Origin of the sequence: Acinetobacter sp. YH01010 (genome assembly GCF_013420775.1) — a bacterium.
Lineage (GTDB): Bacteria > Pseudomonadota > Gammaproteobacteria > Pseudomonadales > Moraxellaceae > Acinetobacter > Acinetobacter amyesii.
In genome coordinates this window covers 46,918-60,276 of the sequence record NZ_VOYF01000019.1, presented here as the reverse complement: position 1 = coordinate 60,276, position 13,359 = coordinate 46,918, and the positions used below count along the sequence as shown (strand labels likewise).

General features: G+C 36.8%; 14 protein-coding genes. 5 read left to right on the top strand and 9 right to left on the bottom strand.

Going from position 1 to position 13,359, the window contains the following annotated elements:
• Positions 1-178: 178 nt before the first annotated feature.
• From FTT77_RS17510 to FTT77_RS17505, 6 genes are all read right to left on the bottom strand, one after another.
• On the bottom strand, positions 179-841 hold the full coding sequence (locus FTT77_RS17510; RefSeq protein WP_227553516.1) for a hypothetical protein: 663 nt from the start codon (positions 839-841) through the stop codon (positions 179-181).
• 20 nt (positions 842-861) lie between these two features.
• A complete protein-coding gene (locus tag FTT77_RS14650; protein WP_005006227.1) occupies positions 862-1,239 on the bottom strand; it encodes a hypothetical protein in 378 nt (125 codons plus the stop codon).
• A 75-nt stretch (positions 1,240-1,314) separates the two neighbouring features.
• Entirely contained in the window at positions 1,315-2,238 is a 924-nt protein-coding gene (locus FTT77_RS14645) for a tyrosine-type recombinase/integrase (RefSeq protein WP_228160832.1), read from the bottom strand.
• A 35-nt stretch (positions 2,239-2,273) separates the two neighbouring features.
• A complete protein-coding gene (locus FTT77_RS14640) occupies positions 2,274-2,777 on the bottom strand; it encodes a hypothetical protein (RefSeq protein ID WP_228160833.1) in 504 nt (167 codons plus the stop codon).
• 183 nt (positions 2,778-2,960) lie between these two features.
• Positions 2,961-3,806, bottom strand: a complete 846-nt coding sequence (locus FTT77_RS14635) for a hypothetical protein (protein ID WP_042893442.1) — start codon at positions 3,804-3,806, stop codon at positions 2,961-2,963.
• Positions 3,807-3,925: 119 nt separating this feature from the next.
• Entirely contained in the window at positions 3,926-5,872 is a 1,947-nt protein-coding gene (locus FTT77_RS17505) for a hypothetical protein (protein ID WP_257224732.1), read from the bottom strand.
• 81 nt (positions 5,873-5,953) lie between these two features.
• Between FTT77_RS17505 and FTT77_RS14625 the strand changes: the two genes are divergently transcribed.
• Entirely contained in the window at positions 5,954-6,991 is a 1,038-nt protein-coding gene (locus tag FTT77_RS14625) for a hypothetical protein (RefSeq protein ID WP_038350020.1), read from the top strand.
• A gap of 263 nt (positions 6,992-7,254) precedes the next feature.
• On the opposite strand, the gene FTT77_RS14620 is transcribed toward FTT77_RS14625, so the two are convergent.
• On the bottom strand, positions 7,255-7,944 hold the full coding sequence (locus FTT77_RS14620; RefSeq protein ID WP_148728180.1) for a hypothetical protein: 690 nt from the start codon (positions 7,942-7,944) through the stop codon (positions 7,255-7,257).
• Positions 7,945-8,162: 218 nt separating this feature from the next.
• On the opposite strand from FTT77_RS14620, the gene FTT77_RS14615 reads away from it, so the two are divergent.
• From FTT77_RS14615 to FTT77_RS14600, 4 genes are all read left to right on the top strand, one after another.
• Complete coding sequence (locus FTT77_RS14615) at positions 8,163-8,681, top strand: DUF2726 domain-containing protein (protein ID WP_125274761.1); 519 nt, start codon at positions 8,163-8,165, stop codon at positions 8,679-8,681.
• Between the two features lie 111 nt (positions 8,682-8,792).
• Positions 8,793-9,254, top strand: coding sequence for an H-NS histone family protein (locus FTT77_RS14610; protein WP_038350047.1), 462 nt, complete (start codon positions 8,793-8,795; stop codon positions 9,252-9,254).
• Between the two features lie 242 nt (positions 9,255-9,496).
• Positions 9,497-9,826 (top strand): hypothetical protein, encoded by a 330-nt coding sequence (locus tag FTT77_RS14605; RefSeq protein WP_005006208.1) that lies wholly within the window; start codon positions 9,497-9,499, stop codon positions 9,824-9,826.
• A gap of 201 nt (positions 9,827-10,027) precedes the next feature.
• The gene (locus FTT77_RS14600) at positions 10,028-11,836 is read left to right on the top strand and encodes a zinc ribbon domain-containing protein (protein ID WP_148728179.1); all 1,809 of its coding nucleotides are present in this window, start codon (positions 10,028-10,030) and stop codon (positions 11,834-11,836) included.
• 79 nt (positions 11,837-11,915) lie between these two features.
• On the opposite strand, the gene FTT77_RS14595 is transcribed toward FTT77_RS14600, so the two are convergent.
• Complete coding sequence (locus FTT77_RS14595) at positions 11,916-12,149, bottom strand: hypothetical protein (RefSeq protein WP_005028471.1); 234 nt, start codon at positions 12,147-12,149, stop codon at positions 11,916-11,918.
• 195 nt (positions 12,150-12,344) lie between these two features.
• Positions 12,345-13,343, bottom strand: coding sequence for a hypothetical protein (locus FTT77_RS14590; protein ID WP_148728178.1), 999 nt, complete (start codon positions 13,341-13,343; stop codon positions 12,345-12,347).
• Between the last annotated feature and the right edge of the window lie 16 nt (positions 13,344-13,359).

Sequence of the window (13,359 nt, the reverse complement as noted above, 5' to 3'; positions counted from 1 at the left end):
AAAATCATTTGAATGATTTCTTCTTGGTCTACGTGCCATAAAATACTCCATATATTGATGTTTATAACATCATTTGAGGAGCAGAATATCACTTATAGGAGTTGTTCAAATTTACGGATCCATCTCTAAGAACGCTGATTTATGCACTACTCGTTGTTCTTCCTCATATCGTATCACTTCATGAGCCACGCAATATAGAGATATATTTCTTAGACATTGTTTCCATAAAAGTTCTGGATAGAGTTTTGTATAGGTCAGGAATGTTCTTTTCCCAAAACAACAATATTTCACCCTTCGTTTTGCATAATTTAAAATCATCGGTATTGGTGAGATCCTCTACCTGTTGAATCATCACTTCCCTTTCTTTTTCTTTGGCTTGTTTTTCTAAAACTTTTTGTTCCTTGATTTTGTCTTGTTCAGACAAAAAGTTCCTACTTTTCTCGCGTTTTTCACTGTCAGTAATGAACTTAACCAAGTGGAATAAATGTTCCATCCATTCATCCGTATGGGTTAAGCCAAGGATGCAACCATTTAGATTAAAGCCAACATTAACCAGGCCTATATCTGATGATGTTTTATTTCTGATATTCAAAATGACATCTTCATCCAGTTCATTTTCTGCAATGAATTCGTCTATATAGTGTTGGTACTCTGGAGATAGAAAACCGTCAAAGGTATATCGAACAACTTCTACCAGTAAAAAATTAACCCCGAAAAGTTCAATGTGTTTTTCAATCTCCTCAACAGGGATTTCCAACTGCATTGTAGATACGAGGCTTTCTACGTGGACCAGTGGCTTACCAATTTGCTGTAACTTTTCATAAAGCTCATTTGCATTCATGGGTTGGTTCAATCCGTTTTTTATATTTTATTCAGCACAGCCAATGTCGCATTGAGCATATCGACTGAAACCTCTAATTTTTTTGCTAAACGGGCCATGTGGCCGTCATCAAGTATTCTTAATGCCTTATGTAATGAAGTATAGTTTTTTAGCTCTGAAAACTCTTCAATTTTTTCATTGATATAGACATCATCTAAACCAGCTTCTTCAAAACACTCAATTACAGATAAGCCAACATATGAAAGTTTCTGTTTTTTAACATATGTTGATTGTTTTTGGTCTATTAAACCAAGTTTCACAGCAATTTTGTGGCTTTCACCACGCTTAGGTAGTCGATTGTTTGTGATGACCCTTGTATTGAAAAATTCTTTTTTTACTTGTTCAAAAGTCTTAGCCATTACGGGCACCATCAAAAGTTAATTATTTCGATCGTTTACGATATATCTTTAGAAGTACAAGAAGCGAATAAATTATTAATCTTGGTTCGCTCTAGCGCGTGGATGTGCATCTTTATAAGAACTAATCAACGTTTCGTGATCTACAAGAATATATACTTGTGTCGAAGATAGTGATTTATGACCTAGCATTTCCTGAACGGCGCGAATATTTTTTGTTTTGTTATACAAGTGCGATGCAAAACTATGTCTCAAAGCATGAGTACTACCAATATTTCCAGAACCATGCGCCTTTAACAGAGCTGTAATGCATGCACCTAAATGGTTTTTCGCAATATGTTTGCCAGATGGTGCAATGAATAAATATCCGCAGTCTTCTACTCCAGCTTTTGAAATCCAACGATTACGAACTAAAAGCCAAGTAGAAATAGCCTCTAGTGATTTTTTTCCTAAAAAAACAATCCGTTCATTATTTCCTTTACCCAATACCTTTAGTTGCATAGCACTGAGGTTGATATCACTTAGTTTGATGGCATGTAATTCAGAGATACGTAAACCGCCAGAATATGCAATTTCTGCAGCTGCTAGATCTCTTAATTTTTGGTTGTTGTATTTAGGATTTAATGGAGCCTTGTTATCAAGGATCTCATTCAATGTGTCCACGGCGATTGGTCGCGGTAAGGAATTATTTTTGTACTTCACCTGAATATCAGTAAAGAAGTTTTCCAGTATGTATTTTCTTCGCAAGCAATAGCTCAGAAAATTTTTGATGCCAGATAAGTTTTTATTCAGTGTTCGTGCGGAAACAGCATCCACATCTGCCCGGTGTAAGCGAAATAAAGAGATATATTCACGGTTGAGATCCAAGAGATGTTTGCCTTTAAAAAAAGGCATTTCCAACATCAAAAGTATGCACTTTTTGTATTCATTAATCGTCATGTCGGATTTGTTTTCAAGCTTCAGGCTATCAAGCCATTCTTGAATCAATTCTTCGTTCGTCATGCTATGCATGGATAGATTTTCCGACATATGAATACTTAAAGCTCTTGGATAGTTTTCTCTAGCTGAACCTGTTTGTCAGCCCCAATTAATTTTATGACAATTTGCACAATATCCATATATTCTTTTACTGAGATTTTGCCATCTGCTTTCGCAGCATCCACGGTCTTACGTAAAAATGGGTTGTCTGCATATTTTTGGAATAAAGGGAAAGCTTTAAGGTCATTCAATGCATCAGCATTAATTGAGTCATTTGAATGTTTAATGATGCAATTTTTCACCTGATTTTCAGGTGTTTTGATGTAGGTCACTTCGGGCATGAGTGGCTTAATTTTTGTCACTAATTCCACTTCATTAGAAGTTAAGCAACTATACACAATTTGCGATACTGGCTCTTTTGGACCACTAACACTCCACCCTTTCGTCACTAGAAAAAACGGTATTTTAGAATACGGATACTTAAACGTATCATCAACAAGCTTATTAAATTGATGTGCAGTTGATAGGTAGCGATCGGAAGAAAAAACATCGATATGTGACATATCATTCGGCACTTCTGAGCATCCCCGACCATGATTACAGTGGCAATTGATAGGAGAGCTTTTTTCATAGGTTCAACCTTAGTTTGATTCGTGGGAAAAGTAACTTATAACTTTTGCTTAGGCTACGGTTAATAATTGTACATAAGCAAAAAAAATAGCGGTCGAGATAGACCGCTTTATGCATTAAAAATTGAATTTTTCAGTGTTGTACGCATAGATCTTATTAATATCAATGCGTTTACCCTGCATGGTAGTGATTGCAGTTGGTTGGAATTTGATTGCAAGATCTTTAATGTCTACGTCCTTCCACTCAGGCATGGTAGACGGCAAATCAATAGTACGGCGCTCTTTGGCACGGTTAGATGGAATCCAGTGGTTTAACTTAATCATTGAATCACCCAACAATGTACCTGTTTTGCGATCGACAATGCGAATATTCCCTTCTACCGAACGAATTTTTAAACCTGAAAAGTTATCAATGCCATAGGTAAAGGTATTTTGGTTTTTGCCATAAAAACGCACGGTGAATTGGTCACGCATGTAATAGTCATAATGTGCTTTTAATGCTTGGAGCATCGTTTCACGGTCTACAACTTTTTCAACCAGGCCATTATCAGTACGGAATGACTGGAGCTTTTTAAGTACCGGCTCTACATTTAATTGTTCGTCAGATACGTTCGGATTGGTCAGCGGATTACGTTGAGGATAGAAAATATCGTTTAAGTACGCTGTATGTTGAAGCAATATATACATCGCACGTTGCTGAGTATTCATTTGCTGGTAAAGGTGAGCTGTCGCTTTATAACGCTGATTTGAATTGTTTTCAAAATAGCTATCAGACAGTTTGTATTCGCTAATCTCAGGTCTAAGACCACCAGCAACAACATTAAAGCTTTTAGATGGCGTTAAAAGTCCTACATACGCTTCCTTAAAGTTCGGTGTTGGGATAGTTTCATCCTCAAATGCGAAAGCTGTATGCGCTAATACAGTACCAAGGATACCCACCATCGCAGTTTTTAATAGTTTCATTCAGTATTCTCTATATAACTTTAAAAAGGGTTTTAAGTTTGAAACTATAATACTTTATTTTTGTGCATTTAAAAAACCACTATTTAAACTTAAAGTAAAAATAATAATATTCCTTAAACCTATTTAACGCCATTCGTTAAACTATCGCTTAATCTCATTAGTCTTTTAAAGGTCAGGTAGTTTTTTGGTAGTAGTTTAGAATTAAGCGTTAAATTTGAGCATTGATCTAAGTCAATTTGGGCATTTTGATCGATAGGAAAGAGTTGTCCTTGATATGCAAAACCAGTCAAATTTTTAGCGATCGACTCAATCAAAAATACACCGTATTTATCTTGTTCCGTGGCCACTGAATTTAAACCACCTAAGGATGTAATCAGGTTTTTAAAATATCCTGGTATTGCGTTCTTCGTGCTTAAGAATTCTATTTGATTTTCAAATGCTTCAGGTGTGAGACATAACATAAAAGCATTTTTCTTTTCTTCTGGCGTTTCAAATACCTTGCCATTGGTCCACGACAGGATATTCGGCTTGAATACATGCAGTACTTCAACCGATTTAAGAAGATCCGCTACATTTGTTTTATGTTGTTCATCTGCTTCAGGCACAAACTGATTTTTGGTATATACCGCAGTAGAAAACCATTCATAATCAATTAACTGATTATCGGCATCTAATGGTTCATACAGCAAATACACGGCGCTATCACGCTTAATGGCCAACAGTGGTGATACTGCATATTGTTCTGCAAACTGAGTGATTGCATCTAAGAGCTCACTTGATATGTTGAGTTTTTTGGCATTGAATTCATCGCAAATTAACAGTAATTCTTGAGTGAGTGTTGGTACCACGTTTAACGGTGAACCAGTCTTGTTCAGCATCTCGTTAATAGCATTCTCAATTGCCCCTTTTGTTAGGCTATTGATGAACTGCAGCTGCTCTAATGAGATCCCTTCATGATCCAAAGCCTGTATGACCAGATCAAAAGCATGACGAATTTTCTTCTCAAAATGGTTTGCGTACGATAATCCCCAAGCGTCAGAAAAAAACGAGACTGTTTGTTCTGTATAGCTGGTATTCATTAAGGTTTTGGCAAGTTGCGCGTTACCGATTAAGTCACTTTCATCTTCTAATTTTTTACGCAAGTACTTCTCAATACCTTGTTTGCGAACGTACTGGATCTTCTTCAGGTTTTGACTTGATAGCCAAGTCTTATATTGCGATACAGCATATTGAATGTTCATATCGGCATATGCAGTAATACGGCAAGGTATACCATCAAAGAACGTTGGTAGAAGCACCTGTAAGAGCTCTAAATCACAAAGAGAAGCATAGATAACGCCGTCAGCCACTTCAAGGTCTGTAATCTTCACTGAGAATGAGTGAATACCGACTCGAACCAGTATTAATTTATCGGTATTTATTAGCACCGCATCATAAGAACTTTCACTGGTGATATTGTTTGCTTTAACCCATTTTTCCCAATGGTTAACGATATGGCCAGAAAGCGCTTCACGAGTATCGAAAGGTTGATCTAGATCTGCAGTTGCACTTATGAACGTATCTAAGCTAAACGCATATCGTAAAGGCTTTAGCTCGATATATGTCTCAATCGCTGTTGTATGTTGCTGAATACCATTAGTAATGCTTTGGAGCTTCAGTGCATAGTTCAAAGCCTCAAGCTGGAGCACTTCATCATCACCGATCTGCTGAAACACCGATGTAGCATATGAAAAATTAGTTTGTTCGCCGTGAATATAACGTCTTTCTTGCCCAATCTGCAGATACAGATTTTTGGCATCAGATTGGACTAAATCTAGGTAATTTTGTGGCTGAAGATCCTGAGCAAGTTGCGTAAAAGGTATTTTAATTTTTGATACTTTAGGTGCTTTTTTGAAACCTTCAATTGATGTCGGGAATTCAATAACATCTAAAATAAAATCTAGGTTTAAAGGTTTAACATCTATGATCAAATGGTTTTTATAAAAACGTCCAATCAGGTTATTAAAAAAACAAACTTGGGTTTTATGGTTTAGCATAAATATACCTTTATGAATCTTAAAGATCATCTTATAATAGTGGTATAAGTTTTAATACTATTTATCATGTGGTATTTTTAAACAAAGATAAAACTTTTAGTGAGTTGTTTCATGACAGAATCAGTTGTACCAAATAATAGCGCTTCAGAGAACGCACAAATACCAGGTACGATCGGAACATCAGCCGTTGCAGAACACAAGGGCGATAGTTTTAACGGCACAAGCATCATCACGATTGGTCGAGTTGACTTAAGTAGTTCTATTGAGCCTCTATTTGTACCAGTCTCAACATTGTGGTCCATCACACCGGGTAATTATCCTTTAAGCGCAGAAAATATTAAAAACTGCACGGCAGTACGATTTGAGGGTGAAGAACTACTTACCCAAAACTTCGCATTAGGCTCAATTGTGGTTTATAAAATCAATGGTGTTTTAGGGAACCATGTAATTGTGGTCAGTGAGGATCGAGACGGCGGTAACGATAACCGTGCGATTTACTGCAATAGCTTCAATACAACATGTAATATCTTATCTCAGTACGGTATTGCCTTCGCTGAGCTATATCGCCGCAAAGTATTAGAGCTTGATCAAGTCCTCTATACCAACCTCAATAGATCCCTTTTACAAACTCTCTATGTAGAAAATGAAACTGACGTTATTGATTTAGAGTGGAATACAAAGCACCACCCTACTCTATACGTTCATGCGTCAAACTTAGTTGCATCTGAAGAGCACGGTTTTGTGAAATATGATGGTCGTATGGCTGGTATTGGTACCTTTTCTACAAAATGTCTAACTGCAGACCGTAACGGCAACTTAATTAAACCAGAGCTAGCCTTCCTCAATAACATTATTGAAATTAATGTTACTGAAAAAGATGCGTTAGAGTTCTTGAATTGCTCTATTACGAATAACCGCTTCTTTTCGCGTATGGTTGATCAACTCAAAAGTGCTGGTCGTAAAGAATATGACTTCATCACGAACAACATTGATTTCTTCGCCGTACATGTGAAGCTTAACCTTGAAGAAGATCGTCCTAAAATTACGCGAATGGTTTTAGCACCAGATTTACCAATTCTGGAAAACTATTTGTATAAGCAATACGATCCAACCTACCTTGGTGAAGCCGTTGACGACTTAATTCAGTAATACAGATCTAAAAAAGCTAAAAGCCTACAATGTAGGCTTTTTTAATGCAAAAAGGAAAAGGCTTAATAATTACGGAATCCCAACCTGAATAACATCTATCTAAAAGTCAAAGAACGTAGGTCGGCAATTTTAATTTGAAACTTTCCTTTATGATTGGATAAAACACCAGTACCACAAACAGTAATTTTTTTCCCTACATAACCTGATATTTGAAATGACTTTCCTTTTCAGCTACTCGAAAATATTCCTTACTTGTTTAGTGATTAAGGCGCTTTAAAATTCAATTGGATTTTATAAGTGTTCAAGACATCTGCTATAACAGTACCTTCAGGGATCTCAATCTTATCCCCTACTTTGTATGTGTTCACAAATTGCCAAAACACCGCTTTTTCTTGTGGATCTAAACGAGAAAGGATGTATAGATAAGCAGATTCAAGCTGTTGTTGGCTTGCATAGCTATCTACTGATCCTACTGGCGTAGTTGCGAAGTTATAGTTCAATTCATCAAGAAGAGCTTCATATACAGTCGTACTTGCATACTTGCTGTATTTACCCTTGTTTTCAGGAACCGTATAGCCGTGGTTGTAATTGATCATACGAGCAACGTAACTGGCCAATAGTTCCGAGTTTTTAGGGTTTTGCTGTAAATAGTCTTCCAGCTTGGATTTATCAGCTTCGTGCGCCGTTAAAACCACTTCCCCGTTATTAATAACATTCAAGTTAAGTTTAATGCTCTTAATTTTACGAGGCGGTTGTTCAAATTCCGCACCATTAAAGCGATGTTTAACATTGATATAATATTGTTCAATTGCATTCGCTTTAACTAAGGGAATTGGTGAAGATGATACAATTGGAGTTTGTGAGACTTTAACGGTTGTGTTGTTGGCATAGAGGTGTGCTGATAGCGAGATTGTACCAATCAGTAAAGCTAAAGTACGTTTATTAAATACCATTTTAAACTTTTCCAGTGAAATAGTCGGTGTTATTTGTGAGAACCAGTTTTACTTTTAAAACTGCTTCTAAGCTGTCTTTACAAGATTATACTATTTTTAACATTGCATCACTAATAGTCCTTAAACATTTTTAGTTAATTCGTATCAATCACCGTTAAAACTATCTAATATGTTTAAGAAGTTTAAGCACCCTTTAAAATTTGTTGTGTATTAGGTTTATGGAAACGATTTTAAATTCCTTTTTGTTAAAGTCTATAATTTATTCATTATTGTTTTATATAGTGTATAAGTTCGTTTTTGCTTTATGTGGCGTATTTCGCAAACCTAAAACTAAAGCCAAAAAGAATTCAAAAAAAGGCTATCGTAAGCCTCAAAAGAATCAGGAGCTTGTATCTAAAAAAGTCCTTACAAAAGACGAGATTACAATGCTTGATGCACTAGAACAGGTCATTCCATCACGCAACATTTTGGTGCAAGTAAGCATGAGTGCTTTTATGACCACGCAAAACATAAGTACCCGAAATCAGTTTTCTAGGCTTTACGTGGACTATTTGATTGTTGATGAAGACTACAATCCTATATTATCTATTGAGCTTGATGGGCATTATCATAAATATACCCAGGATAAAGATAAAAGGCGTGACGAGCTTTTGAAGAGTGCTGGCATTCCTGTCATTAGGTTTAAGGAAATTCCAGACATAAAAGTTATAAGAAAAACCATTTCAAGGTATATTTAGGTATAAATACGATTAACTCTAATTGATTTTAATAATGTAAATGTGTAAAAATGGTTTTGTCGTAAGAGATATTTTGAATTAATTTTCAAATATATTTCTAAAGGTTTAATCATGAACAACTTAACTCGCAATACTGGAACTAATGACATGTTAAATGTATCAAAACCAGAAAATGTTGCTCAAATGTCACCTGTTGAACTTCAGAATTATATTGAAGAACTTCAACAACAACTAGTCGTTAAAGAAAATAAAGCTTTTCACGATGCTGTTAGTGCCATTAATGCAATCATTTCAGAAAAAATTACTGCCGATGGTGTTGTGGACATCCATACACTTAGTGAATATCTAAAAAACAACCACATTGATACCACAAAAGTTGAGCCTGTAAGACGTCAAAAACGTAAGCTTACGCATGAATGGGTTCACCGTGAAAACAACAGCTTACGTTGGGCTGGTCGCGGTCAAGTAATTAAATGGTTACGTGAAGAAATGATTGAAAAGGGTTTAGATCCTTCAGATAAAGAAGCTGTACGTAGTTATTGCGAACAAAATCTAGACCTTAAAGAGATTTAATCTTTAAAACTAGTGAAACCACCGTAAAAGGTGGTTTTTTTTTGCCATTATATAGTGTCGTTAAGCGATACCCTATTCTATTAGCTTTCAGCCGATAACAAGAAAATTTGCAATTGGTATATACTTAAACCGTTTTTATAAAGGTCACGTTATACAACGGACTAGTTTTAGTTAAATTTTGGTATATACATTATAAGTATATGTGACTATACCTTTGCTTATGTTTCGCTGGAGGCGATTAAATGTCATTCAAAACTCTATTATTAACTGGCTTATTATCTGTAGGTTTGGTTTTAGTTGGTTGTAGTAAAAAAGAAGAATCAACATCTCAATCAAAACCTATTCAACCAGATGAACAAATTGACAAAGTAGATCCATCTGCAGACCTACAAGCAGCGCGTGAAGCTTATGTCGATAATGAAAAACCTTCAAAAGTTGAGGGCCACGATTTTGATGCACATCAAAAAACTGCAGAACAAAATCCACCAAAAGAGGACGAGCAAAATGATATGTCTTCTATGCTGAACGCTGCAGCTGCAGATGCTCAAAAACAAGCAGATCAAAACAAATAACAGCACATAAGCTTGGTACATCTTTAAAGGGGATTCGTTATCCCCTTTTTTAATGCGCCTTTAAAATACTTTTTAAATTCCCTTATTAAAACTTAACTAAAACAGTGATTCATTTTAACTAAAAAAACTTTATACCCCACGACTTAGTTATAATTAACCAGTTAAAACGTAATTAGATAAATGCGTTAAGGAGTATTAAAAATGGCATATGAATATAACTCGCAAGATAAGCGGTTTGAATTCCCTAATCCCTACCGAATAGAAAACATTTTTAAAGTGATCGGTGCCATCGTTTTTATGCTGGCTGGCCTAAGCTTAATTTTCAGTGCAAAAGGTCTATTCAGTAACGGTGTATTTGTTGCACTACCACCGCTTATAGTTGGTCTAGCAATGTTCAGTTATGGCGCTCTACTGCTGACCACAGGCTTATCAAACCTAAAGTTCTACTTTGGTCGTGATCAACCAGCCGGACTTGCACAGGAGTTATCCATTCAAGAAACTGGTGCTTATCCTGGTGCAACCGATATTAAAGAGATCCTACGCCAAAGCGCTTTGATTTATGAAGAACCAAAAGGCTCAGTGAACGGGATTCTATATTCACTGTTCCCTAATCTTATTTTTTCGCCATTATTCATCCGTAACGCTGCAGAAGCTCAATTTCAAAATGCGATTGTTTTTCTGATTACCTTAGTGAGTGCTCTAATCGCGTATGTGGGTGCATCACCCAATACAGGTGCTTGGCTTGGGATTGTTTACAACGCCATTATTTTGATTGTTTTATTGCGTCCTATGGCTAATCCGAACTCAGGTGCACAAGAAATTGGTTTATCTAAAGTCATTGGTTTGGTTTTAGTCGCCATTCTTGGACCTGTATTGGTTCCTATCCTTACCCAACATGCAGTTGCACCTATTTGGTTGCCAAGCATGGATAAAGCAATTTTTACGTTAATTGCAGCGCTGATTGCGATTGCGATATTCTTCTTGGCCGTGATTGCTCAAATGGTAAAACAGCCACCACAAGCCAGTGCTGGAGTCGTTCAGGATAGTTTGAGTATGAATTGCCAACCAATGCAATTGTTTGATGAACTTGAACGCCATCTACAAAAGAATTGGGAAAGTGCTATTCCTAACAGAATCTATTCACGCCAGTTGCCAGTTATCAACTCTCGCAGTAAAAACGGTGCTTTTGAGGGTGAGATCTTAGAAGAAACTCAACCAGTGCCAATCAATACCCTTCGTGATATGACATTGAGCTCATGCTTCAAAGAAGAAAAGTATCGCTGGTTAGCCATCCTCAATAGTTTTGGATTGTTAAGTTTTATTGCTTCAGTCGTATTAATGACTATTTTTGCCAAAGGTCTATATAACGGAAGCTATCTGGATTTTAGCGACTTCACTTATGGTTTCTTTGGTGTATCGATGTGGATCTTAGGGAAGTTTTGTTTTGAGCACGGTAATTACCTATGGAGCCGTTTTGACTTTGTATCAAAACTAATATGGGTTGAGGCTAAAGGTAGCTATCAATTGTCTCAAATGAACTTTGGCCGTTACCTTGACGACAGCGTGAAATCACAAAAAGAAGTCATCAATGTTGAAACCATGACGTTACGTGTCTGGTACGCTGAAATTAGCACAACGACCTTCGGTAAATATCAAAACCGTGCGATCTTGAGCATGACTGCTTGTACTGATGATGCTGTTGTACTGAAAGAGCATTTAGCCGACTTTGCCAAAAGCCAAAGCATTGTGGTTGCCCCAACGTCTGAAGTAGATATTAACCGCATGTCATCTATGAACCAGATGAATAGCGCAATCAATAAAAACTCACCAAGAACACATGGTACACATCTTGGATTGATGAATAACCCTGAAACACACAGTCAGGATCTATCAGATCAAGTACCAGTGATCATCAAACCGAAAAAGAATATGTTTTGTGTGAAATGTGGTGAACCACTTCAGGACAATATGCTGTTTTGCCCTCAGTGTGGTACCAAAATAGAAAGTTAATCGTTAAAGAAAATAAAGGAATGGATTACGAATGTGGTCCATTTTTTTTGACATCAAAAAAATAATTAGAGTTCTAAAATTAAGAGTTTAATTGAGCGTTGACATATTCTTCGACAGAAAATCCCTTTACGCCAGTTTCTATAAGTGCATGCACAAAGTCTGAGAACGTCACTGGAATGTACCCTACTTTGAATAGTGCCTCATTCAACTCTTTGTACTTCAGAAAAACTTCTTCTTTATGTTTTTTCTTCAGCTTAAACGTGGACGGCAAATCTGCCACTTGCAGATCTTGAATTTTGGTTGGGTTGTTCATAGCGTACCCGGTTGCTTAAAAGTTGCGAATTTAAACTATTGTAATGTGAAAATTAAAAAATGCAGAATAAATCTGCATTTTATTGTTTCATTTTTTTAAGATCTATTTGATAAACAGATGCTTAAATTAGTATTCTCAACCAAAAGCCAATTAATAGCGGATTAACCAAAATCAATCCGTTTCTTATTAGTATGTTTAATGTGTTGCTACTGGCGTACCAAATGCATCAGGATGTTGTGGTTGTTCACCACCACTTTGTTGAGCTTGACCAGGTTGACCAGCTGGAGCAGTTGTCTTACGTGCAGCTAAGTCCTTCATGATGTCTTGACAAGACATGCCCCCTGTTTCGTATAAGTTGTACGCAACAGGATCTTTTTTAGGATCTGGCGGTACACACTCCAATTCAGGTTCACTAGCAGTTGCAGAATCGGCATTCATTTTGTCCAGTTCGGTAGTAATCAATGTCAGATCGATGTCACTTGGCGTAATTGGACGACTGCTGATCTGCAAGCGATAAGTCATAGACGGCGTTAGTAGCGCATATAGTTCGCGGATCTGATTGGCCATAAGCGCAGGATTTTTCATTACGATTTTTTGGCATAAGAAAAGGTGCACGTTGTTCGCGCTACAAACACTTCCTTTACGCTGACTTGTTTGTGGGTTTTGGGCATCCACTTTCAAGGGGTAGACTTCAATGTAAACTTCATACGGCGTATCTGGCTGAAATTGGAAGTTCTGCAAACTAGAAACGACAGTTGAATACGGTTCTGACGTATCTTGTGCATGACAGAATACTTGTGGTGCGTTACAGTCAAAGTTACGACTAATACGGTCGATAATTTTATTGCGCTGAGCAGCCAATTTCATACTTTCTTCTTTTACTCGTCTTGCAACTTCACTCTGCAGTCGAGCTTCAAGTTCAACATCGCTTTGTTGTGGACGTTCAACTTCGATGTTTTGATTGCCAAAAATAACCACAGCAAATAACAAAAAGAAAAGAACACCACCGCCAATCAAGATTAGCTTTTTATGCTTAGCAAAAAAGTTTTCATCAATGTTTACTTTTTTGCCCTTCTTTGCTGTCTTGGCTGGCTGTTCAGGCTCACTTACATGTTCATCATCGGGTTGGATTTTGATCGCTTCTTCAGCTTCCTTCCCGATGTTGTCCATATCATCTGGTTCGTGATTACTCATTTATTCACCTATTCAA